The 22,878-nt window shown below is 60.6% G+C and carries 16 protein-coding genes and 1 pseudogene; 10 read left to right on the forward strand and 7 right to left on the reverse strand.

Annotation, left to right across the window (positions count from 1 at the left end; genetic code table 11):
• Positions 1 to 8 precede the first annotated feature (8 nt).
• Entirely contained in the window at positions 9 to 2,225 is a 2,217-nt protein-coding gene (locus tag HFO99_RS04220; protein WP_222249716.1) for an adenylate/guanylate cyclase domain-containing protein, read from the reverse strand.
• A 229-nt stretch (positions 2,226 to 2,454) separates the two neighbouring features.
• On the opposite strand from HFO99_RS04220, the gene HFO99_RS04225 reads away from it, so the two are divergent.
• The gene (locus HFO99_RS04225; protein WP_222359488.1) at positions 2,455 to 3,222 is read left to right on the forward strand and encodes an adenylate/guanylate cyclase domain-containing protein; all 768 of its coding nucleotides are present in this window, start codon (positions 2,455 to 2,457) and stop codon (positions 3,220 to 3,222) included.
• Positions 3,223 to 3,383: 161 nt separating this feature from the next.
• On the forward strand, positions 3,384 to 3,833 hold the full coding sequence (locus tag HFO99_RS04230) for a DUF805 domain-containing protein (protein ID WP_222359490.1): 450 nt from the start codon (positions 3,384 to 3,386) through the stop codon (positions 3,831 to 3,833).
• 97 nt (positions 3,834 to 3,930) lie between these two features.
• Here HFO99_RS04230 and HFO99_RS04235 read toward each other — a convergent pair whose 3' ends face one another.
• The 3 genes and pseudogenes from HFO99_RS04235 to HFO99_RS04245 form a co-directional block, all read right to left on the reverse strand.
• On the reverse strand, positions 3,931 to 4,308 hold the full coding sequence (locus tag HFO99_RS04235; protein WP_222359492.1) for a hypothetical protein: 378 nt from the start codon (positions 4,306 to 4,308) through the stop codon (positions 3,931 to 3,933).
• 250 nt (positions 4,309 to 4,558) lie between these two features.
• Positions 4,559 to 4,738 (reverse strand): annotated as a pseudogene (locus HFO99_RS33280) (DUF982 domain-containing protein); the annotation flags it as partial.
• Positions 4,739 to 4,957: 219 nt separating this feature from the next.
• On the reverse strand, positions 4,958 to 5,299 hold the full coding sequence (locus HFO99_RS04245) for a hypothetical protein (protein WP_222249707.1): 342 nt from the start codon (positions 5,297 to 5,299) through the stop codon (positions 4,958 to 4,960).
• A gap of 244 nt (positions 5,300 to 5,543) precedes the next feature.
• Between HFO99_RS04245 and HFO99_RS04250 the strand changes: the two genes are divergently transcribed.
• From HFO99_RS04250 to HFO99_RS04270, 5 genes are all read left to right on the forward strand, one after another.
• Positions 5,544 to 7,337 (forward strand): glycoside hydrolase family 15 protein, encoded by a 1,794-nt coding sequence (locus HFO99_RS04250; protein WP_222301286.1) that lies wholly within the window; start codon positions 5,544 to 5,546, stop codon positions 7,335 to 7,337.
• Positions 7,338 to 7,603: 266 nt separating this feature from the next.
• The gene (gene uvrB, locus HFO99_RS04255; RefSeq protein WP_222359494.1) at positions 7,604 to 10,597 is read left to right on the forward strand and encodes an excinuclease ABC subunit UvrB; all 2,994 of its coding nucleotides are present in this window, start codon (positions 7,604 to 7,606) and stop codon (positions 10,595 to 10,597) included.
• Between the two features lie 200 nt (positions 10,598 to 10,797).
• Entirely contained in the window at positions 10,798 to 11,184 is a 387-nt protein-coding gene (locus tag HFO99_RS04260) for a GNAT family N-acetyltransferase (RefSeq protein ID WP_222336157.1), read from the forward strand.
• 354 nt (positions 11,185 to 11,538) lie between these two features.
• A complete protein-coding gene (locus HFO99_RS04265) occupies positions 11,539 to 14,337 on the forward strand; it encodes a metal-binding protein (RefSeq protein WP_222359496.1) in 2,799 nt (932 codons plus the stop codon).
• A 225-nt stretch (positions 14,338 to 14,562) separates the two neighbouring features.
• Positions 14,563 to 17,391 carry a metal-binding protein gene (locus HFO99_RS04270; RefSeq protein ID WP_222359498.1) on the forward strand — a complete coding sequence of 943 codons (2,829 nt, stop codon included), beginning with the start codon at positions 14,563 to 14,565 and terminating at the stop codon, positions 17,389 to 17,391.
• An 85-nt stretch (positions 17,392 to 17,476) separates the two neighbouring features.
• Here HFO99_RS04270 and HFO99_RS04275 read toward each other — a convergent pair whose 3' ends face one another.
• Positions 17,477 to 17,788: a putative quinol monooxygenase gene (locus HFO99_RS04275; protein WP_222359500.1), complete on the reverse strand. Its 312-nt coding sequence runs from the start codon at positions 17,786 to 17,788 to the stop codon at positions 17,477 to 17,479.
• Positions 17,789 to 17,969: 181 nt separating this feature from the next.
• Between HFO99_RS04275 and HFO99_RS04280 the strand changes: the two genes are divergently transcribed.
• Positions 17,970 to 18,437 (forward strand): DUF3828 domain-containing protein, encoded by a 468-nt coding sequence (locus HFO99_RS04280; protein WP_222331727.1) that lies wholly within the window; start codon positions 17,970 to 17,972, stop codon positions 18,435 to 18,437.
• 140 nt (positions 18,438 to 18,577) lie between these two features.
• On the opposite strand, the gene HFO99_RS04285 is transcribed toward HFO99_RS04280, so the two are convergent.
• Positions 18,578 to 19,663, reverse strand: a complete 1,086-nt coding sequence (locus HFO99_RS04285) for a preprotein translocase subunit SecY (RefSeq protein ID WP_261322988.1) — start codon at positions 19,661 to 19,663, stop codon at positions 18,578 to 18,580.
• A gap of 574 nt (positions 19,664 to 20,237) precedes the next feature.
• Between HFO99_RS04285 and HFO99_RS04290 the strand changes: the two genes are divergently transcribed.
• Together HFO99_RS04290 and dusA are read left to right on the forward strand one after the other, a co-directional pair.
• Positions 20,238 to 20,450 carry a cold-shock protein gene (locus HFO99_RS04290; protein WP_003540801.1) on the forward strand — a complete coding sequence of 71 codons (213 nt, stop codon included), beginning with the start codon at positions 20,238 to 20,240 and terminating at the stop codon, positions 20,448 to 20,450.
• 185 nt (positions 20,451 to 20,635) lie between these two features.
• Positions 20,636 to 21,637, forward strand: coding sequence for a tRNA dihydrouridine(20/20a) synthase DusA (dusA, locus tag HFO99_RS04295; RefSeq protein WP_222331725.1), 1,002 nt, complete (start codon positions 20,636 to 20,638; stop codon positions 21,635 to 21,637).
• 39 nt (positions 21,638 to 21,676) lie between these two features.
• Here dusA and HFO99_RS04300 read toward each other — a convergent pair whose 3' ends face one another.
• Positions 21,677 to 22,633 (reverse strand): S1C family serine protease, encoded by a 957-nt coding sequence (locus HFO99_RS04300; protein WP_222359504.1) that lies wholly within the window; start codon positions 22,631 to 22,633, stop codon positions 21,677 to 21,679.
• Between the last annotated feature and the right edge of the window lie 245 nt (positions 22,634 to 22,878).

Here is a 22,878-nt window from a genome sequence, read left to right on the forward strand (position 1 = left end):
CTGGCCCCTCAGGGTGCGGGTGCAAAGAACGTCAAGGCGCGCGGCGTGACGTGTATGTATGGCCGGTCACGCTGCTCGTCGGATGTATTGCGGTAAACATATCCGCACACCATCCGGTCCAGGAAATAGCCGTCGAATTTTTCGCAGATTCTGTCGCCCCGCACCTCGACGACGCCGGTGATGTTGGTATTTGCGCTGCGATAGGCGGTGTTTCCAGCCTTGTCGAAATACTGGATGAAATCCGTGCCGTTCTTGTGCTTGCCGGTCCACGTCTTGCCGTCGACGAGATTGCGCAGCTCAGCCTCGCCGAGCCGGTCGGTTTGCTTGCCTGTAAAACCGAAGGGCCATTCGGGGATGCCGGCCTTTCGCAATCCGGCCAGATGACGCTGCAGATCGCTGTCCCGCCAGTAATCATAGAGATAGCCGTAATAGGTGAGATTGCTTTCCGGGAACAGCTCCAGCAGCTTTGCCGTCTCCGCTGCAGCCTTGGTTTCATTGCCCCGGTCGGCATAGGCCGCCGCCAGATATTCGCTCGCCGGCTCGACCTTCGGCAGGCTGTCGAGAGTCGGCTCTATCAGGGAAATCGCCCGCCGATCGTCGCCTGCAGTATAGAAGACGATCCCCGCCAGCAGCTGAAAGCTGGACGCCGGTGATGGGTCGAGCCGCAAAGCCCTTTCCATCTCGGCGACGGCCTGCCCGCTGCTTCCGGTGTGGACCAGGATGAGAGCGAGGTTGGCGGCAGCCTCCGCATCGTTCGGCTGCATCGCAACCGCCATGTTGGCGGAGTTTCTGGCCTCCGTCTCGCGCCCATCCACCCATTGCAGTAGCGCAAGGACGGTGTTTGCCCTGGCATTGTTGGGATCGAGCTTGAGCGCCTGCCCGGCGGCGTCATAGGCGATCTTGCGGGCGACGGCGGCCGACCAGAGGTAGTTATAGTCGTTGCGCCAGACATCGACGGCCACGCGGGCGATTCCCGCATGGGCGTTGGCAAAGCCCGGATCGAGGTCGATCGCCTTCTGGTAGAAGGACAGGGTCCGGCGATAGGTATCGACATCCCTGAAGATGAAGCCCTCCTGCTCGGCCCTCATGTAATAATCGTAGGCTTCGAGATTTTCGGTCGGGATCCGGGCAAGCTGGTCGCGCTCGCGCGCGCTGAGCTTGACAGACAGGGCCGAGATGATCTTGCCGATCACATCGTCCTGAACGGCGAAGAGGTCGGCATATTGGCGGTCGTAGCGCTCGGCCCAGAGCGACAGGCCGGTGCCCGCGTCGATCAGTTTGACATTGATCCGCAGCCGCGGACCGGCGCGCTGCAGGGTCCCTTCGAGCACATACTGAACGCCGAGTTCGGCGGCCACATCCTGGATCTTGCCGACGGTGTCCTGGATGGCGAAGACCGAATGGCGGGCAATGACGAAGAGACCCGATACTTTGGACAGCTCGGTGATCAGGTCGTCTGTCAGACCCTCTGCGAGATGGTCGTGCTCGGTGTCGCCGCTGACATTGATGAAGGGCAGAACCGCGACCGAGGGCTTGTCCGGCAGCGGATAGGCGAAACGTTCACTGGGACCCGGCGGTTTTGCCGGCATCCACGGCTGCCACCAGAGTGCTGCGCCGGCAAAAGCAAGGATAACGGCCGCTGCTATGCCGGCAACGAGGCGGCGTCTCGGCAGACGCCTGCGGGTCTTGACGGTTTTGCCGGCGGCAGTCGGGTCAAGCAGGACACGATAGACCCGGATCGGTTCGGCGATGCTCTTCAACCGCTGTTCGCCGAGCGAAGCAAAACCGACCGGGACTTTCGATTTCACCTGGTCGTATGTTGTGCCCGATATAGCGATACCCCCCGGCTCCGCCAGCGCCTGCATTCGATCGGCGATATTGACGCCGTCACCCTGGATGTCTTCGCCCTCGACGATGATATCGCCGAGATTGATGCCGATCCGGAACTCGAGCCGATGCTCCGGCAGCGCCGCGGCACTCTGCGTGGCCTTCAATTGCTGAATCTCCACCGCGCAGCGCAAGGCATCGACGACACTGTGAAATTCGACCAGCAGACCATCGCCCATGGTTTTGACCAGCCGGCCGTGATGACGCTCGATCGCCGGCTCGAAGACGTCATTCTGGTCTGTCTGAAAACGCGCGCGGATGCCCTCTTCGTCGATCTGGCTCAATCGACTGTAACCGACGACATCAGCGATTAGGATTGCTGCAAGACGGCGCTCCATCCCCGGTCTTTCCTGGAGAGCGAATGTATTGTTAACAATATCCTACAGTATGTCCCAGCGCGATGCTATCGTCGGGCGAGGTGATATTCAATTTGGCGGCGATCTGATAAGGATGGCGCCCGACGAAAAATACTTCAACCCATCGTCACACCAGATCATCAGCAGAGTTGCCAAAAGCAGGCAAGTGTCGGAAGCTCATTTTTTGCTATCAGGCGATGGATTGCGAGATATGACGACAGCCTCATCCATAGAGCCGGCCAGGCACGGCAGCGCCAGGATCTGCCGCGGCTGCTGGGACCAGATGCATATGCCGATCCCGATCGGCGGTCCGTTTGCCCTGCCCTTCCGTGCCTTCGGCATCACCCGCAGCAAGATGAACCCCGATATCTGCACGATCTGCGAACGCTCCTTCCAATATGTCAAGAAGCAGCGCCAGATCACCGTCGACGCCACCATCCTGTTTGCCGATATCAGGGGCTTCACGGATCTGTCGGAGCGCATCGAGGCGGTGCAGCTGAGCGAGATCGTCAGCCTGTTCCAGGATCGCTGCGCGCAGGCGATCTGGGCACATGATGGCATCGTCAACAAGCAGATGGGCGACGGCCTGATGGCGATCTTCAATTTCCCGATCGTCAGAAAGGACCACGCCGGCGCTGCGATCCTGGCCGCACGGGAGATCCAGCAAAACTGCGCCGCCGCCCTGAACGGCCTGGCGCTCGAGGCATTGCCCGGCCGCACCCTCGGCGTCGGCGTCGGCATTCATTCCGGCGAGGTCCAGATCGGCGAATTCTCGAGCTTTCGCAGCGATTTCACCGCCATCGGCGGCGTCGTCAACCAAGCCGCAAGGTTGGAATCCCACGCCGCCGCCGGCGAGATCCTGATCTCGGCCGAAACGGCGGCGAAGGCCGTCGACCTCACCGCAGGCGCCGAAGCCCGCATGCTTGTGCTCAAGGGCATCGAGCAGCCGGTGCAGGCACGGGTGCTGGCCAAGCGCTGAGCGATTGCGCCAAGGGCCTTCTTCGAAGCATCATCCCGCCTCAACATGGAAGCTACCGTTTCTCACGCTGCGATTGCCGAACACATCGAATTGCAAGCCGGTTAATCCTCTAGAAACGACCATAGCTTATCTCTATGCCATTCAAATCGTTGGGGTATCTCATGGGTAGTTTTTCTCTCATCCACTGGCTGGTCGTCTTGATAATCCCGGCGGCGTTGATCTTCATCCTCCGAAAACCGCCCGCCGGGCCGAACCGCTTCGGCGGCCCGCCTGACGCAATGGGTTTCGGCCAGGCGATCAGCAGCTATTTCAGGAAATATGTGGATTTCACCGGCAGAGCCAGCCGATCGGAGTTCTGGTTTTCGACGCTCTTCGTCGTTCTCGTTAGCATCGCCTTATACCTTGTTGATCGAACCGCAACATTGAACGGGATCTGGTCGCTGGCAACGTTTGTTCCCTCGATCGCCATGGCCGCCCGGCGTCTCCACGACATCAACCGAAGCGGATGGCACCAGCTTCTTGGGCTGTTATTTCCCATTGGAACGATTGCCGTCCTTGTATGGTATTGCAAAGCGCCGTCCGTGGATGACTCCAGGGCGTCCGTTTTCTGAGTATGGTGCGCCGGCGAGCGTGGGGATGGTTCTCACGGTTTGAGCAGGACGGCGGCCGGAAGGTGATCGCGAGGCTGCCAAGCGCCTCGCCTCTCTCTCAGTATTTCATGTTACGCAATTCCGGAAAATCATAGTAACGCAGCCGTTCGTCGTGGCAGCGATAGTCGTTCTTTTTCAGGTACAGTATCATGTTGTGTTGCAAGCCCAGGCCGATATAGGACCAGTTTGGGTAGGCACGTTCGGTCGTGCGCGTGCAATAAGCATATATCTGCTTTTCCGGATTAAGCAGAACCACGCTGGAAATCTCGGCCTTCACGAAGTTCCCCGCTTTAATGGTTGCCCTCAGAGCGTCGACGTACTCGCGTCGAACCGCGCTGGAAGGCGGCCGCTGGGAATCTAGAACGGACTGCGGCGCCGGAGTCTGGCAGCCAGCCAGTGCCAGCGGGACAGCGCAAACAAGGAATTTGATTTTCATTCAGATGAATCTCCAAAGAATCAGAGCGCCGTAACGTGGCGTATTTCCTACAAACATAGCGGGAATAATATTTGCAATACATGAAAGGAACATGTTGACGCCGCGTGACGCGTGGATATAGCCGGCGTCGCTCCAGCTATACCGCAGGGTTCAAGGCGGAGGCTTCTGCGCCGTCTTCATCATCATTGATCGTAACGCCGGCTTCCAGCGCGGCCAGGATGAAGGCCTGCCGCACCGTCTCGGCCGGCATGCGCCCGGCAAGCCAGGCGCGGCAGAAATCGATCGCCCTCTGCTGATGGACGCCGCCATTGACTGGCCAGTCCGAGACGAGTGCATAAAGCGCATCCTGCGGTGAGCGGAGAACCAGGCGTTCGCCGGTATCAAGGTCGATCGAGATCGTTTTTTTCCAGAAGGCGGAATGGTCGCTAATGGCAGTTGCACCTGAACCTGAAGTTACAGGAAACTAACTGCGGAAGACCAATTTCGGTTCCGATACGAGGGTTCGGACGATCGCGCGCGGCATTTCACGAAGGCCGTCGAGCTTTTGGCGAAGAAACAACGGGTGGTGGCGAATGGATATTGAAAGCGGGATCGCCGGCCAACGCCCCACTTTTGGCCGGGCCGATTTTGATGGTTGCCGCCCCGGCCGTCAGCCGGGCAGCTTGCAGCCCTTGCTCATTCCAGCGGATTGCATGGCCGAAACCTTACCTTTGGACGCGGCAATTTCGCCTTCCTTGTCTCCCCCGGCGACGCTGCCGATCGGGACGCCGACCAGGAAGACACCGAAAGCATCACCGTTCGCTGCGCTGATCTGCTGCTTGGACAGGTCGTCGAGCTTGGCCTTCTCTTTCTTGTGTTCCACTGCGAGCGCCTCGCAACTGAGGTTCGCATAGGCCGCCATCGGAATATCGACCTGGACGATGGCGTCAGGACGCTTGGCGCAGCCGGCCACCGCCGCGGCGGCCGCGAATGCAATGATTATCTTGTTCATGAATGGTCCCCAATTCCCGCAGCAGCTGTAACATCGGCGCCCGCAATGCGGGAGCCGGCAGAGCCTTCAACCACAGACTTTTTTTATCGGGACACTTCCGGTTTCGGATTGGCATTGCTGACATGCCCCCATTGATATCCGGAGTTTGCATGATAGCCGCACGCCGACCGCCGTTAGTTTCCGCGCTTGATCTCCGCGCACGGCCTCTACCTAAAAGTCCGAATGCTATGCAAAGGAGGCTCCGGTGTCGGTACCCATTGAGGACTACGCGCTCATCGGCGATTGCGAAACCGCCGCACTCGTCTCGAAGAACGGCTCGATCGACTGGCTCTGTTTTCCGCGCTTCGATTCCCCCGCCTGTTTTGCCGCCCTGCTCGGCGGCGAGGATAACGGCTTCTGGTCGCTGTCACCGTCAGGTGAAAATGTCCGTGTCACGCGCCGCTACCGCAACGATACGCTCATTCTCGAAACCGAGTTTCAGACCGAGACCGGCACCGCCGTTCTCATCGACTTCATGCCGCTTCGCGATAGCACGAGCGATCTGATGCGCATCGTCGAGGGCAAGAGCGGCACTGTCGCCTTCGATATGGAACTCAACCTTCGCTTCGATTACGGCCGAACCGTTCCCTGGGTCACGCACGGTGAGGATGGTGGCATCACCGCCATTGCCGGCCCGGACAGGCTAACCCTGAATTGCGCCGTCCCGCTCGAAGGCCGCGGCCTGAGCACGGTCGGCTCCTTCCAGGTTGCCGCTGGCGAGAGCCAGATCTTCACCCTGACCTGGTCCCCCTCGCATATTCCGCAGCCGGTTCAGCGGCAGGTGGAATATGCGCTGCCGGACACGGAGGAATTCTGGCAATCCTTTGCCGCTGCCTGCCCGAAAGTGGGCCGGTGGACGGAACAGGTCAAACGCTCGCTGATCACGCTCAAGGCACTGACCTACATGCCGACGGGCGGCATCGTCGCCGCGGCGACGACCTCCCTGCCGGAAAAGATCGGCGGGCCGCGCAACTGGGACTACCGCTATTGCTGGCTGCGCGACGCGACGCTGACCCTGCTCGCCCTGATGAAAATCGGCTATTACGAGGAAGCCAGTGCCTGGCGCAACTGGCTGCTGCGCGCGGTCGCCGGCGTCCCGGCGCAGATGCAGATCATGTATGGCGTCGCCGGCGAGCGTAATCTGCTGGAATGGCAGGTTCCCTGGCTGAGTGGCTACGAGGGCTCGACACCTGTACGCATCGGCAATGCCGCTGCCGAACAGGTGCAGCTCGATGTCTATGGCGAGGTGGCCGACGCCATGCTGCAGGCCCGCAAGGGCGGGCTTCCGCCGCATCACCGCGAACGCGAACTGGCGGCGGCCATTCTGCCCTTTCTCGAAAAAATCTGGGCGGAACCCGATGAAGGCATCTGGGAGGTGCGCGGCCAGCGCCAGCATTTCACCTATTCGAAGGTCATGGCCTGGGTGGCCTTCGACCGCGCCGTCCAGATTGCCGAGGCGGACGGCGAGCCCGAGGCCGCCGCACGTTGGCGCACGCTCGCAGATCACATCCATGCCGAGGTTTGCGAGAAGGCTTTTGATCCCGAACTCGGCTGTTTCGTGCAGGCCTACGGCTCCAAGGCGCTTGATGCCAGCCTGCTTCATCTGGGCATGGTCGGCTTCATCGCGCCTGATGATCCGCGCTATGTCGCGACAGTCGAGGCGATAGAGCGCAAGCTGCTGCGCGATGGCCTGCTGCTGCGCTACGAGACGCAGGAGGTGGACGACGGCCTGCCGCCAGGCGAAGGCGCGTTCCTCGCCTGCAGCTTCTGGCTCGTCGACGCCCTCGGCATGATCGGCCGCCGCGACGATGCGCTGCGCCTGTTCGAGCGGCTGCTTCATATCTGCAACGATGTCGGGCTTCTGGCGGAAGAATATGATCCCGCCACCCGTCGCATGCTCGGCAACTTCCCGCAGGCCTTCAGCCATGTCGGGTTGATCAACAGTGCGTTGAACCTCGCGCCCCTGGAGGGGCCGGCGGACCAGCGTTCGGCTTGTTGAGTGTAGAACCGCAGAAGAAAGCCCCCTCCCCAACCCCTCCCCACAGGTGGGAGGGGCTAATCCGGCGGCACCGCCTTGCCTCTTCCGAAACGTTGAGGATTTGGAAAGCCGGCGCGGCAGGTAACGCCCCTCCCACTTGTGGGTTTGGGCGGGGTCTTTTAGTATCACGCGACCGGCAGACTATTCAAAAATCCGAACGATTCATTCGTTTCCCTTTTGTACTCTTCCCTCTTCACTTTCGCGCTGACTCTCTCCATATTCGCCGCATGGCCAAATCTCCGAAGAAATCCCCCGCCCCGAATGGCTTCGAGGAAGCTCCCCAATCGTCTTTTGAGGGAACCCCCCTCTCAGGCTCGGTTGCCGATTGGGTGAAGCAGCTGGAGGCCGATGCCGAAGCTTCGGGCGTCGAGACCCAACGCCAGATCGCCTCCAAGGCCGGCAAGCACCGCAAGAAGGTGGAAATCGCCGCCAGGGCGAAAACCAGCGACGGCGGCGTTAGCGCCTCGAAATCGGCGCGCGGCACTTCCATGGGCGGCTCGACCGACCCGAAGACGCGCGCGGCGGCCGGCCTCAATCCGGTCTCGGGCATGGATACGACGCTGGAGGAGGCCTCGTCGCTGCAGGCCGGCACCGCCGTCACCGCCACGGTCGAGGCTCTGTCGGCGCTGATCGAGAGCGGCAATCCGCTGCACAAGAACGGCAAGATCTGGACGCCGCACCGCCCTGCCCGCCCCGACAAATCCGAAGGCGGCATCGCCATCCGCATGCAGTCGGATTATGAGCCGGCCGGCGACCAGCCCACAGCCATCCGCGATCTCGTCGAGGGGCTGGAGAATGGCGACCGCAGCCAGGTGCTGCTCGGCGTCACCGGTTCCGGCAAGACCTTCACCATGGCCAAGGTGATCGAAGCAACGCAGCGCCCGGCCGTCATCCTGGCGCCGAACAAGACGCTGGCCGCCCAGCTCTATTCCGAATTCAAGAATTTCTTCCCCGACAATGCGGTGGAATATTTCGTTTCCTACTACGATTATTACCAGCCGGAAGCCTATGTGCCGCGCTCCGACACCTATATCGAGAAGGAATCCTCGATCAACGAGCAGATCGACCGCATGCGCCACTCGGCGACACGCTCGCTGCTCGAACGTGACGACTGCATCATCGTCGCCTCGGTCTCCTGCATCTACGGTATCGGCTCGGTCGAGACCTATACGGCGATGACCTTCCAGATGTCGGTCGGCGACCGGCTTGATCAGCGTCAGCTGCTGGCCGACCTCGTCGCCCAGCAATACAAGCGCCGCGACATGGATTTCACCCGCGGATCCTTCCGCGTGCGCGGCGACACGATTGAGCTCTTCCCCGCCCACTTGGAAGATGCCGCCTGGCGCATCTCGATGTTCGGCGACGAGATCGACGCCATCACAGAATTCGACCCGCTCACCGGCCAGAAGGTCGGCGACCTGAAATCCGTGAAAATCTACGCCAATTCGCACTATGTCACCCCGCGCCCGACGCTGAACGGCGCCATCAAATCGATCAAGGAGGAGCTCAGGCTTCGCCTCGCCGAGCTGGAAAAGGCCGGCCGCCTGCTGGAGGCTCAGCGCCTGGAGCAGCGCACCCGCTACGATATCGAAATGCTCGAAGCCACCGGCTCCTGCCAGGGCATCGAGAACTATTCGCGTTATCTCACCGGCCGCGACCCCGGCGATCCGCCGCCGACGCTGTTCGAATATATCCCCGACAACGCCCTCGTCTTCATCGACGAAAGCCATGTCACCGTGCCGCAGATCGGCGGCATGTACCGGGGCGACTTCAGGCGCAAGGCGACGCTGGCCGAATACGGCTTCCGCCTGCCCTCCTGCATGGACAACCGGCCGCTGCGCTTCGAAGAATGGGACGCCATGCGCCCCGACACCATCGCCGTCTCGGCCACCCCCGGCGGCTGGGAAATGGAGCAGTCCGGCGGCGTCTTCGCCGAACAGGTGATCCGCCCGACCGGCCTGATCGACCCGCCGGTCGAGGTCCGCTCGGCCCGCGCCCAGGTCGACGACGTGCTCGGCGAGATCCGCGAGACATCGGCCAAGGGTTACCGCACGCTCTGCACCGTGCTCACCAAACGCATGGCCGAGGACCTGACCGAATATCTGCATGAGCAGGGCGTGCGCGTCCGCTACATGCACTCCGACATCGACACGCTGGAGCGCATCGAGATCCTCCGCGATCTTCGCCTCGGCGCCTTCGACGTTCTCGTTGGCATCAACCTTCTGCGCGAAGGCCTCGACATTCCCGAATGCGGCTTCGTCGCCATTCTCGACGCCGACAAGGAAGGTTTCCTGCGCTCGGAGACCTCGCTGATCCAGACGATCGGCCGCGCCGCGCGCAACGTCGACGGCAAGGTCATCCTCTATGCCGACCAGGTCACCGGCTCGATGAAGCGGGCAATGGAGGAAACCAGCCGCCGCCGCGAAAAGCAGATGATCTATAACCAGGAACACGGCATCACCCCGGAATCGGTCAAGGCCAGGATCTCCGACATCCTCGACTCCGTCTATGAACGCGACCACGTCCGCGCCGATATATCCGGCGTCTCGGGCAAGGGCTTTGCCGATGGCGGCAACCTCGTCGGCAATAACCTGCAGACCCATCTCAACGCCCTCGAAAAGAGCATGCGCGACGCCGCCGCCGATCTCGACTTCGAAAAAGCCGCCCGCCTCCGCGACGAAATCAAACGCCTCAAGGCCGCCGAACTGGCGGTTATGGATGACCCGATGGCACGCGAGGAGTCGAAGGCGATGGAAGGCGTCAGACGGAACGCCAAAGCGACCCGCGAGTCCCTTCTCCCAGCCGGCGAGAAGGTGCCCGGCAGGGCAGATGAGGGGGCCACCGCCTCCTACTTCTCAAGGCCCAGCCTCGACGACATGGGCCCAGGCACCGACACCACCACTCCTCTCTTCCGCAAACCCGCCTTGGATGAGATGGGCCGCGACATCGCCGACCCCGCCAAGAAGACCCTCTTCCGCAAAAACGACCTCGACGAAATGACGGTCGGCCGAACCGAAAAGCCGGTCATCGGCGCGCTGCCGGAAAAGCCGGAGGCCGCCAAAAGCACGAAGCGGTTTTCACCGCTGCTCGAAGGCCAGCCGGAGCGGGACGACGTGCGGCCGGTCGTGCGCGGGAAGACGGGTGTGGGGAGCTATGAGGACCCGGGCGAGCAGAAGCGCAAGAGCAGGACGAAGGGGAAGACTGGGCGGCCGGGGCGGTAACGACAAACCGCCCAACCAGGCGGGCTGGCTTAAAGTGATTTGTGTGTCACTGGGTCAGCGGCTGCTTCCCAATCGGCGCGGTTGGCGAATCTCGGATGCTAACACCATGGGCGCGTGTCTAGGCAATCGCTTTCGAGACACTATGGGCGATTTTTGGATCAGCCTCTCTGGCTTGCTGCGCCTCACAGAATGGAATTCCAATGCCAGAAATTCGCATTGACCCCTTCCCCTCCGCCACCGAACTGAACGCCCTTTTTTCCGCCGCCTGGGGCAGCCCCCACAGCCGCGATTTCACCGCCATTCTGCCCCGTAGCCTCGCCCATATCGGCGCCTATCAGGACGACCGGCTCGTCGGCTTCGTCAATGTCGCCTGGGATGGCGGCATCCATGCCTTCATCCTCGATATATCGGTCCATCCCGAGATGCAGAGGCAGGGAATCGCGACGCGGCTGGTCGGGGAAGCGACGCGGGTTGCGCGGGAGCGCGGCGCCGAGTGGCTGCATGTCGATTTCGAGCCGCACCTGACCCGCTTCTACCACGCCTGCGGTTTCAGACCGACCAAGGCAGGGATCATCAAGCTCGTGTGAGGCCTCCCGCACGGGAAGCCGGGAACAAGTCGAAGCCACCACCAACCTACGATAGTGGCGAATGGTTGCGCGGCGCAGCATTATCGAAGAACGCGCTGAAAACACAATTTTGGCGAGAGCGTCCCACTATTTACGAAACCAAAGTATGGCTTTGAGTTCTCAAATAAAAATTCGTTTCCTAGTATTTCATCCTTAGTTTTTCATTAAAAAGCAATGAAAAGACACAATTTTGCATTGAAAACTTAATCGAGGATTGGCATAGATCCCCGAGGGGTTGTCGTCCGCTGAGCAATAAAACAGTTCGCGGATGTCTCATATTGCCGAGTACAACGCATCTTTTGGGGAAAGATATATATGGCCTTGAATATTCTGGACACGAACGGCGCCACAGTTACCAAAACCGGCGCTGAGTTCGAAGCCTACGATGTTATCCGCGACTCTGAAACCAGCCCTTCCGCACCTGTCTCTCTCACTGTCTCCGATTCCTCGGCGGCAGATCTGGCCGACGAGTTGGGCTTGGTATCGGCGAACGTGACGGTATCGAGCGGCGGCAGCACGGTCACGACGGGCGCCGGCAACGATGTGATTTCGGGCGGCGACGGCGCAGACACGCTGAGCGGCGGCGGCGGCGACGATACGATCTACGGTAATGCCGGCAACGACAAACTGATCGGCGGTGACGGCAACGACAGGATCACTGATGGTGGTTTTGGCTTTGTGTCCGGACCTGATGGCAGCCTCCAGCCAGAAATCGTCGACATTGACGGCGGCGACGGCGACGATTTGATAGCCATTGAGAGATTCGCTCCACGAATATCGGGAACGATCGATGGCGGTGCCGGGATCGATACGTTGCGTGTCTCGGCGCTCCGGGGCCTGACGATCAAGAACGTCGAAGTGCTTGAATTGGCAGATTTCCAGGTGAGCGGTTCGAGTTCACAGTTCGAAAGCTTCGACAAGATCGCCAGATCAACCGATCCGGTCTTCAGTTTTGATCCCTCGCTGGTAGTGACGGATAGCGCCCACCTCGATCTTTTCGACGAACTGGGAGATCTCGGGACCCTTGTCCGCGGCTTTTCCGGCATTGACGTCAAAACCGGCGACGGCGACGACGAGTTTGCGGGCAGCGACGTCAACGACATTTTCGACGGCAGCGGCGGCAGCGACCTCATCAATGGCAACGACGGCGATGATAAACTGACCGGCGGCGCCGGCAACGACACCATCAATGGCGGCGCGGGCATCGACACGGCTGCATTCACAGGCAATTTTGCCGAATTTTCCTTCGAGATCGACAATGGCAGCCGTGTCGTGACGAGCGCGCTCGAAGGCACCGATAGGCTGGCAGACGTCGAATTCGCGCGCTTTGCCGATGGCGTTTACGACTTCGCGACGGAAACCTTCACGCCCAACAGCACCGAGCCGGGTACTCCGCTGAATATCCTGGACACGAACGGTGCCACGATTACCAAGACCGGCGCTGAGTTCGAAGCTTACGACGTCATCCGCGACTCCGAGGTCAATCCTCTCGTCGCGGTCAACCTGGTCATCTCGGATTCCAGCCCGGTAGACCTTTCCGACGAACTGGGCTCGGGCTCCGCAAATGTGACGGGCTCAAGCGGCGATAATGCGATCACGACAGGCGCAGGCAACGACACCATTGCAGGCGGTGACGGCGCAGACACGCTGAACGGTGGCTCCGGAAACGATGCGATCCAGGGCGGAAATGGCAATGACACGCTGAATGGCGGCGATGGCAACGACCTGCTCTCGGGCGATGTCGGAAACGACGTCATCAGAGGCGGCGCGGGTAACGATACGATCTCCGATGGTCAGCTTTTTGGCCTTGCCTCTGAAGTGGTTGATATCGACGCGGGCGACGGAAACGATGCCGTAACTCTTGAGACATTCGCTCAAATGAATTCCGGAACGATCGATGGCGGCGCCGGGATCGATACGCTGCAGATAAGCTCGCTCCAGGGCCTGACGATCAAGAACGTCGAGATTCTTGAAACGGCCGGATGGTCGGTTGCCGGTTCAAGCGCGCAGCTCGAAAGCTTCGACAAGATCGTCTGGTCGACCGATCCGTTCGGCGATTTTCGCGCCTCAGTGACACTGACGGACAGCGCCCATCTCGATCTCTCCGACGAGCTGGGAGATCTCGGATCTTTCATCGCCGGCAATGCCTTTGGCATCGACGTCAAGACCGGCAACGGCGACGACGAGTTCACAGGCACCGACGGCAACGACATTTTCGACGGCAGCGGTGGCAACGACATCCTCAATGGCAATGCCGGCAATGACAAATTGACCGGTGGCGCCGGCGACGACACCATCAATGGCGGCGACGGCATCGATACGGCAATCTTCTCCGGCAATTTCGCCAATTATTTCTTCGCGCTGAATAATGGCGATCACATCCTGACGAGCGCTGGGGAAGGTACGGATACGCTGACAGACGTCGAATTGGCGCGCTTTGCCGACGGCGTCTACGATTTCGCCACGGAAACTTTTACGCCGAAGGGTAATGCCGCGCCGACCAATATCCAGCTTTCGAAGACCGCCCTCTCCGAGGATACGCCGATCTGGACCACGGTTGGCCTGCTCAGCGCCAAGGACGCCGATGGCGACGCCCTCACCTATACGCTGCTCGACGGGGCGGACGATCACTTCCGGCTCAATGGCAATCGCATCGTCACCTCGAAGTCGCTGGATTACGAGACGGACAAGTCGCACACGATCAAGGTGGCTGTTTCGGACGGCAAGGTCACGGTCGAAAAGGACATCACGATCAATGTCCTCGACGTCAACGAGACGCCGGTCAACAAGGCGCCGACCAATCTCGCCTTCTCGCGCGGCTCGGTCTCCGAGAATATCGCGATCGGCAGCTCGGTCGGGCTCCTGTCGGCGGTCGATCCGGAAGGCGGCACGGTAAAATGGCGGCTGACGGACGATGCCGACGGCATCTTCAAGCTCGTCGGCAACAAGATCCAGACGAAGGCTGCGATCGATTTCGAAAGCACCCATAGCCTGACCTTCACCGCCGAAGCCTATGACGCGGCCGGAAACGTCACCAGCCACGATTTCACGCTCGCCGTGAAGGACGTCTTCGAGCCGACGGTTTCGAGCCTGCTGCACGATGCGCTCATCTAGCAACGACCTGTCGCGGGACGCAGGAATGCGTCCCGCGACAGGGGCAGGATGCGCCGCGTGCCCGCTTAAACAAGCACCCGGCGCTGCCATTGCCCCGAGTTCCAATCTGCGGTTGCCGCTTTCCGAATAAGGTGGCTGCCGCCTCCGACACGAACCTTCTCCACCCGGAACGGCAGAAAAGACACAATCCATTCTTGCAGAATCCACCTTCTGGAAAGTTTAAACATGGCCTTGAATATTCTGAACACGAACGGCACCACGCTTACCAGGACCGGCGCTGAATTCGAAGCATACGACGTTATCCGCCATTCCGATGCCACTCCCCTCGCCGCCGTCACTCTGGTCGTCTCCGATTCCGGCGTGGCAGATTTGGCCGATGAATTGGGCTCGGTGTCGGCGAACGTGACGGGCTCGAGCGGCGACAGTGTGATCGCAACAGGCGCAGGCAACGACACCATTTCAGGTGGCGACGGCGCAGACACTCTGAGCGGCGGCGCTGGCGACGACACGATCTATGGCGGAGCTGGCAATGACACGCTGAATGGCGGCGACGGCAATGACAGGCTCTTCGGCGACGCTGGCAATGACGTCATCAAGAGCGGTGCAGGTAACGATGTGATTGTCGACGAAGGTTATACCAACGACGTCTTCAATATTGATGCAGGTGAGGGCACGGACCTCGTATCGTTGTCACAGGGTTTTAGCAGTACGCCATCCGGAAAAGTCGATGGCGGTCCTGGAGTCGACACGCTGCAAGCCAACAATTTGAGCGGCTTGACGATCAAAAGCTTCGAAATCCTCGACACGCATGGATTCGATGTTGTCGGATCGGCCGCGCAATTCGAGAGCTTCGAGAAAATTATTCCCGGCACTGTAGGTCCGTCCCCCACCACCACCTTGCGGTTGACGGACGGCGTCCATGTCGACCTCTCACAGGAGCTGGGTCCCGGCCTGATCTACATCTCTCCTGACAATTACGCCACCGGTATCGACGTCACGACCGGCGGCACTAGAGATTACCTGACCGGGTTGGGCGGGAATGACATTCTCGACGGCGGCGCCGGTGACGACCACATCTGGGGCAACGAGGGAGATGACCGGCTGACCGGTGGAGCCGGCAACGACACCATCGAAGGCGGCGCCGGAAACGACGTCATCAGGGGCGGCATCGGCAACGACAAGATCGTCGATGGCGAAATGATTGCCGTTAACCCCGAAACCTTCGACATTGATGCCGGCGACGGCAATGACTTCGTGATCTTGCAGAACGACGACACCACGCTTTCCGGAATAGTCGATGGTGGTGCTGGCACTGACAAGCTGCAAGCCAGCCATCTGAGTGGCCTGACGATCAAGAACTTCGAAACCCTTGACACAGCGGGATTAGCGGGTGTCGGCTCGGCTGCGCAATTCGAAAGTTTCGATACGATCATCAACTCGAATACGACCAATGCCGTCGTCCTGAGATTGACGGACGGCGCCCATCTCGATCTCTCCGACGAGTTGGCTGGCCGTCAGGCACAGATATACGGCAACGTCTCTGGTATCGACGTGACGACGGGCGGCGGCAACGACCAGTTGGAGGGTACCGACGGCAACGACACCTTCGATGGCGGCGCAGGCAACGACACCATCAACGGCTATGCCGGCAATGACAAGTTGACCGGCGGAGACGGCAACGACCAGATCTTCGGCGGCGTTGGAAATGACGTTGTCAGGGGCGGCGCGGGCGACGACAAGATCACCGATGGGGATAATGTTTCCACCGCTCCTGAGACCTTCGATATTGACGCCGGCGATGGCAATGATGCCATCAACCTGCAGACACATTCTTCCGCGATTTCCGGGGTGATCGACGGTGGCGCAGGCACCGACACACTGCAAGTTATTAAGCCCACGTTGGGCCCTGGCATGGAATTCATCGGGCTTGCCGGCCTGACAATCAAGAACGTCGAAATTCTTGCAACGGCGGGAGCCGAGGTTCTCGCTTCGGCTGCCCAGTTCGAAAGCTTCGACAAGATCGTCATTTACGACAAGCCAGGCTACGAGAACAATGTCCTCGCACTGACATTGACGGACAGCGCCCATGCCGATCTCTCCGACGAGCTGGCCAACCGCCACGTCGACATTTTCGGCACCGCCTTCGGCATCGACGTCAAGACCGGCGGCGGCGACGACTATTTCTTCGGAACCGGCGGCAATGACAGATTCGAAGGCGGCGCCGGCAATGACGTGCTTTTGGGCGGTGCGGGCATTGATACGGCGATCTTCTCAGGCAATTTCGCCAACTACTCCTTCGCGTTGAACAATGGCAGGCATATCCTGACGAGCGTCCTGGAGGGCAAGGATACGCTGACCGATATTGAATTCGCCCGTTTTGCCGACGGCGTCTACGATTTCGCCAAGGCAAAATTCACGCCCGACGGCAGCAACAGCGCGCCCACCAACATCCAGCTTTCGAAAACCTCCCTGTTGGAGAGCACGCCGATCTGGACCACGGTCGGCCTGCTCAGCGCCAAAGACGCCGACGGCGATACGCTCACCTATACGCTGATCAACGGGGCGGACGATCACTTCCGGCTCAATGGCAATCGCATCGTCACCTCGAAGTCGCTGGATTACGAGACGGACAAGTCGCACACGATCAAGATCGCTGTTTCGGACGGCAAGGTCACGGTCGAAAAGGACATCACGATCAACGTCCTCGACGTCAACGAGACGCCGGTCAACAAGGCGCCGACCAATCTCGCCTTCTCGCGCAGCTCAATCTCCGAGAATATCGCGATCGGCACCTCGGTCGGCCTTCTCACGGCCGTCGATCCTGAAGGCGACACGGTGAAATGGCGGCTGACGGACGATGCCGACGGCATCTTCAAGCTCGTCGGCAACAAGATCCAGACGAAGGCGGCGATCGACTACGAAAGCACCCACAGCCTGACCTTCACCGCCGAAGCCTATGACGCGGCCGGAAACGTCACCAGCCACGATTTTACGCTGGCCGTGAAGGACGTCTTCGAGCCGTCATTTGCGCTGTCGCATGAGGCGTTGATCTAGCCGCGACAGAATTGCCGGGCACCGAGGTGGGACTTGCAGTCGTGCAAGCCCCACCGATGGGTGGCCGCGCGAAATCAGGCATGCATCAGTCAAACCGCTCGTCGATATGCTCCACCTGAGCGGAAATCACATTGTCGATAACGACATGCGACAGCAGCGTCGGGCCGGCGGCCCATAACTCACGCATGTGGTCCGTATCCTCGTGCCGGCGATGCGCTTCCTCGCTGGTGAAGGCCTCGGCCAGCAGGATCTTGTCGGGATGCTCGGGCATCGGTACCAGCTCGATATAGAGACAATCCGGGTCGAGCCGGCTCTGATCGAGATGGTTCTGCGCCGCGGCCAGATAGGCATGGCGCTTTCCAGGCTTGGTCATGAAGAATCCGACGATGCATTTCATCTCACCCTCCCCAGCTTGATTTGGAAGTCTCGCCCGGGCGCCTGTCACAAGCAAGCGTGGGGCGTGGTCATTGGAACGGGGCAGATGACCACGGCAGATCCTGACAACCAGCCCCTAAAATGCCGCTCCACCTCCGCGCCCGATTCCGCTATGATTCACCGCTCATCCGAGGAGAGCCCGCATGCGCCTGCCCACATTCATCCTCGCCCTCACCGTGTCGGCGGTCGCAGCCTTGCCCGCGTTGGCGCAGACCTACAAGACGCCGAAGGCGCTGCTCAAGGCGCTCTATAGCTACGACACCGACAACAGCGACGCCGAGGCGCCCTCGCCCTATTCGACCTTCTTCTCCGACCACCTGAACAAGCTCCTCCAGACCGATCTCGACAACACGCCGGAAGGCAATGTCGGCGCGATCGACTTCGATCCCGTCATCGCAGGTCAGGACGGCGCGGCCAGCGACGTCAGGATCGGCCAACCGATCCTGCTGGATGACAAGGCCGAGGTGGAGGTGGAGTTCGAAAACGGCGAAGAGGTGACGCTCTTCTATACCTTGGTACGCGAACACGGCGGCTGGAAGGTCGACGACATCGCCAACCAGAAGGGAGATAATCCGTGGAGCCTCGGCGCTTTGCTGGGAGATGCGCAGTAAGTTGCAGGTGCTACCTTTCCTGCCTCATTCCTTTGCCCGTCATAGGAAACCAGCCACGGCACGTCCGGAAGTCTCCCCTCGCGCGCCGAGGCTCACGAGGCAATATAGACGAGACCAATCGTTTCCTTGAGGCGAGGCCATCACGAGGCAGTCTGGGCCGAGACATGAGGTGCCGATGAACCTTCCACTTCAACTGTATCCCAGCTCCTAAACCCCAGAGCTGTTATCGTCAAAACGATGATGCCGATGGAGCCTGGGCTGACCGGAAGCTGAATGAATGCACTTGCGAGGGCGCCGGAGACAAGCAGCAGGATCTGGATGAAGGCGATAATGCTTGCAGTCGCGGCCAGACGAATATTCGCCCCATTCTTGACCTCAAGTCGCCTGACATAGGCGAAAACGATCAGCGGGATCAGGATCGATGCCATTGCGAGAGCGATGATTTGCAAAGGCAACCCTTGAGCCGCAGCAATGACATTTGGAGCAATGAAGGCGAAAGAGGCCAGCACATAACCTGCAACGGTGATGGCCAGCACCGGCGGCCAGATGAGAATTGCCCCTGGCTCGACCGTCTTTTCTGCGATGACGCAGGCCTCGTGACATGCCGACCTCCACAGGAAAGCCGTGACGACCACCGCGGCGACCGACAAGACGAGATAAACCGCGACAATCAGCCATTGCGTCGAAGGCACGGCTCCGGTTCTCGTCATTTCGACTGAAGCGATCACATTGTTTGGCAGGCTCAATAGGATCGGGATCGAGTATAATGGCCAGAGGCCGTCGCGCAGGCCTGCGATCCCTATGCGATCGGAGAGGAAGATCGTGAGCGCCGTCGCGCCCACGCAGGATGCGATCGTGAGCATGGTGAAGTTAGTCATATTATCATCGACGAGGCGCGCCGCACCCAAGCCGCCTGACATGGCGTAAGCCTGCACTGCAGCAATAGCCAGCGCGATCACAACGACGATAGCACCCCCCGGCAAGGCGCTTCGATCTTGCTCATCCTTCTGCTTGAGCCAAGGGAAAGCAATCAATCGTGCAATTTCCGCAAGTCCCAGCGCGGCGAAAAGAGGCGTCGGTCCAAGGAGTAGGATCGATATACGAGAGAGCATATCGGAATTGGCAGTGTATGCCAGGCTAGCAAAAGCATCCAAATCGATCCCGGGAAGCGGGATGTGCAAAGCCAGTGTATAAACGATGCCGATCAGCGCGAAGGTGATGATCATTTGCCGCGAATCCATTCGATTTTCCCCGGGTCACCGATCTTGATGGATCGCATCTCGCTAGTGCGGACCGCAGCGTTTAATCTCAAGTTGAATCGTGCGAAGTCAAGAGCTGTCGGATAGGGCTCATAGGTATCTTGCCGGTGCCGCCCCAAACCGCTTCCTCTACAAAATCCCTGATCCGGCTATCGAATCCGCCAGTCATCCCGTTTCGGCACGGAATCCCGATATGGCACACAGGCGGCAAGAAACCGTTAACCCATAGTCAAGTATCTGAATCTTCGGCATTTCCCGACATCGATGCGGGCATGCCACAATAATCCCGCTTGCTTTTTGCCCGAAATGCTGGCACGAATTGACTTACTCGGGCATTTGCATGCCGGTGACTGGACTGATGTGGTAATCCCTTCCGTTTGGAAGGCGGCGCGGGACTACCCGCCTACGTAGACGTTCTTTCCCCGTACGTGACTTCTCCGACTGACCCTTCGTTCCCAATCGATCGGGGCGAAAGCTAAAGCCGTCCGCTTCCTCTCGGGGGCGCGGATACTACACAGACTAAGGGAAAAGGACGATCCCAATGGCCACCAAGGGCACCGTAAAATTCTTCAACCAGGACAAGGGTTTTGGTTTCATCACGCCGGACGGCGGCGCAAAGGACGTTTTCGTCCATATCTCTGCGCTGCAGGCTTCTGGCATCCAGTCGCTGCGCGAAGGCCAGCAGGTTACTTTCGACACCGAGCCAGATCGCATGGGCAAGGGCCCGAAGGCTGTCAACATCTCGGCTTCGTAAGTCAGACTTCCGCTCACGCGGCATGAACGGCGCTCCGCAAGGGGCGCCGTTTCTGTTTGCGGCGCTGCCATCATTTGTCGATCGCACCGGCAAGTGTTATATGCGCGGTAATGGATGATCCCGCCCATTGCGGCGGTGACGGCCCCGCATTGCGGCGCCTGGGAATAAGGAACAATGGAACGTCGATGACGCAGAAGAGGCCGATTTTTGCGGTCGCCCCGATGATCGACTGGACGGATCGGCATTGCCGCTATTTCCACCGACAGATCAGCCGCGAGGCGCTGCTCTATACCGAGATGGTGGTGGCCGATGCGATCATCCACGGCCCGCGCGACCGGCTGCTCGGCCATGACGCCGCCGAGCATCCGCTGGCGCTGCAGCTCGGCGGATCGGACCCGGCAAAGCTTGCCGAGGCGGTGAAGATCGCCCAGCCCTATGGCTATGACGAGATCAACCTCAATGTCGGCTGCCCTTCCGACCGCGTGCAGTCGGGCACTTTCGGCGCCTGCCTGATGCTGACGCCGGAGACGGTGGCCGCATGCGTCGCTGCTATGAAGGCCGTCGCGACCGCGCCGGTGACGGTGAAATGCCGGATCGGCGTCGACGAGCAGGAGCCGGAACAGGCGCTGCCCGAGCTGATCAGCCGCGTTCTCGATGCCGGCGCCGACGCGATCTGGATCCATGCGCGCAAGGCCTGGCTGAAGGGCCTGAGCCCCAAAGAAAACCGCGAGATCCCGCCGCTCGACTACGAGATCGTCTATCGGATGAAGCAGCGCTGGCCCGACGTCTTCATCGGCATCAACGGCGGCATCCGCACGCTCGACGAGGCCGCAGCCCACCTTGCCCATGTCGACGGCGTTATGCTTGGCCGCGCCGCCTATCAGAATGCCGCGATCCTTGCCGACATCGACCAGCGCTTCTTCGGCGCGCCGGCGAGCGCGCCGGATTGGGAGGCGCTGCGTGACCGGATGATGGCCTATGCCGAACGCCACATCATGAGCGGCGGCCGGCTGCAGCACGTGGCCCGCCACATGGTCGGCCTCTTCACCGGCCTGCCCGGCGCAAGGCGCTACCGCCAGATCCTCTCCACCGATGCCGCGAAAAACGGCGCCGGGCCGGAGGTACTGGCGGCAGCTTTTGCGGCGGTGGATTTTTCGGGGACGGAGCAGGAGGCGGTCAGCGCCTGACGTAAGGTGATGTCTTTGTCATGGCGCCGAAGTGTGGCGTCAGGACCGGGCCATCGGCAGCAAGATCTTCTTCTCGATCCGGCCGGCCACCGAAAAGACCAGGATTTCCGTATCCCTGCCGATCCTGCTGCCATCCATCAATCGGACGATATCATCGACGCCGCCAACCGGGCTGCCGTCGATGGCGAGGATATAATCGCCCTCCTGCAGCCCTCCCTTCGCCGCTGGCCCCTCCGGCTCGACGCGGCGGATGCGCACGGAGGTCGTCTGCACCGTGCCTGCCGCCAGGGCCACCCGGCGCGGCAGCACGATCGTATCGCCTGCTATGCCGATGAAGGCGCGCCTGACCTGACCATAGCGGAGAATCTCCGAAACCACGAAATTGGCCGTGTTCGCCGCCACGGCAAAGGCGATGCTCTGCGCGCCCTGGATGACGGCAGTGTTGACGCCGATGACCTCCCCGCCCGAAGACACCAGCGGCCCGCCCGAGTTGCCGGGATTGAGCGCCGCATCGGTCTGGATCACATCCTCCATCAGCCGGCCGCTGGCCGCCCGCATCGACCGGCCGAGCGCCGAGACGATGCCGGCGGTAACAGTCCACTCGAAGCCGAGCGGGTTTCCGATCGCGATCGCGATATGGCCCCTGCGCAGGCGCTGGGAATCTCCGAGCCTCGCCCAGGCGCCGGTGCTTGTATTGGCGCGAATGAGGGCGATGTCGGTATCCACATCCCGGCCGAGCACGCGGCCCTCGGTAACGACGCCGTCGGGCGTGGTGATGCGAACGACCTTGGCGTCATCGACGACATGGTTGTTGGTGATGATCAGGCCGTCAGGCGAGACGGCGAAACCCGACCCGTGCCCCTGCCGGCCGCCCACCCTCTCGATCCGGCTGACCGCCGGCCCGACGATGTCGATTGCTGCTGCGATCGATTGCGAATAGGCATCGATCAGCGCCCCGTCATTCTGAGGCGCGATATTTTTATCCATGTAACCCATTATTTGATCCTCAGGCGGCAATAACGGCCGTCCCGCCGCCGGCAAAGCCGTCGCGGCTGCGACGGTCCGCCATGGCGCTGTTGTATGAGGATTAGATGGTTGGGCGATGAACCGCGTTCAAGTGAGCGCCGGCAGCTGCCTGCACGGCAGAACGGGAGCCCACCTACCCCGGACAGATATATTGAACTAGCCGGACGGATATATTGAACGAATATCAAAAAAATGGCTCATTACAGACGTTCGCC

Source organism: Rhizobium leguminosarum (assembly GCF_019798305.1).
Taxonomy (GTDB): domain Bacteria; phylum Pseudomonadota; class Alphaproteobacteria; order Rhizobiales; family Rhizobiaceae; genus Rhizobium; species Rhizobium leguminosarum_U.

Excerpts from the sequence above, each read along its gene's own strand:
- HFO99_RS04230 (WP_222359490.1), top strand. The coding sequence starts at position 3,384 with ATGGGTAGTTTTTCTCTCATCCACTGGCTGGTCGTCTTGATAATCCCG.
- HFO99_RS04245 (WP_222249707.1), bottom strand. The coding sequence starts at position 5,299 with ATGAACAAGATAATCATTGCATTCGCGGCCGCCGCGGCGGTGGCCGGC.
- HFO99_RS04260 (WP_222336157.1), top strand. The coding sequence starts at position 10,798 with ATGCCAGAAATTCGCATTGACCCCTTCCCCTCCGCCACCGAACTGAAC.
- HFO99_RS04275 (WP_222359500.1), bottom strand. The coding sequence starts at position 17,788 with ATGAAATGCATCGTCGGATTCTTCATGACCAAGCCTGGAAAGCGCCAT.
- HFO99_RS04270 (WP_222359498.1), top strand. The coding sequence starts at position 14,563 with ATGGCCTTGAATATTCTGAACACGAACGGCACCACGCTTACCAGGACC.
- HFO99_RS04280 (WP_222331727.1), top strand. The coding sequence starts at position 17,970 with ATGCGCCTGCCCACATTCATCCTCGCCCTCACCGTGTCGGCGGTCGCA.
- HFO99_RS04235 (WP_222359492.1), bottom strand. The coding sequence starts at position 4,308 with ATGAAAATCAAATTCCTTGTTTGCGCTGTCCCGCTGGCACTGGCTGGC.
- HFO99_RS04225 (WP_222359488.1), top strand. The coding sequence starts at position 2,455 with ATGACGACAGCCTCATCCATAGAGCCGGCCAGGCACGGCAGCGCCAGG.
- HFO99_RS04285 (WP_261322988.1), bottom strand. The coding sequence starts at position 19,663 with ATGATCATCACCTTCGCGCTGATCGGCATCGTTTATACACTGGCTTTG.
- HFO99_RS04300 (WP_222359504.1), bottom strand. The coding sequence starts at position 22,633 with ATGGGTTACATGGATAAAAATATCGCGCCTCAGAATGACGGGGCGCTG.
- dusA (WP_222331725.1), top strand. The coding sequence starts at position 20,636 with ATGACGCAGAAGAGGCCGATTTTTGCGGTCGCCCCGATGATCGACTGG.
- HFO99_RS04290 (WP_003540801.1), top strand. The coding sequence starts at position 20,238 with ATGGCCACCAAGGGCACCGTAAAATTCTTCAACCAGGACAAGGGTTTT.
- HFO99_RS04220 (WP_222249716.1), bottom strand. The coding sequence starts at position 2,225 with ATGGAGCGCCGTCTTGCAGCAATCCTAATCGCTGATGTCGTCGGTTAC.
- HFO99_RS04265 (WP_222359496.1), top strand. The coding sequence starts at position 11,539 with ATGGCCTTGAATATTCTGGACACGAACGGCGCCACAGTTACCAAAACC.
- uvrB (WP_222359494.1), top strand. The coding sequence starts at position 7,604 with ATGGCCAAATCTCCGAAGAAATCCCCCGCCCCGAATGGCTTCGAGGAA.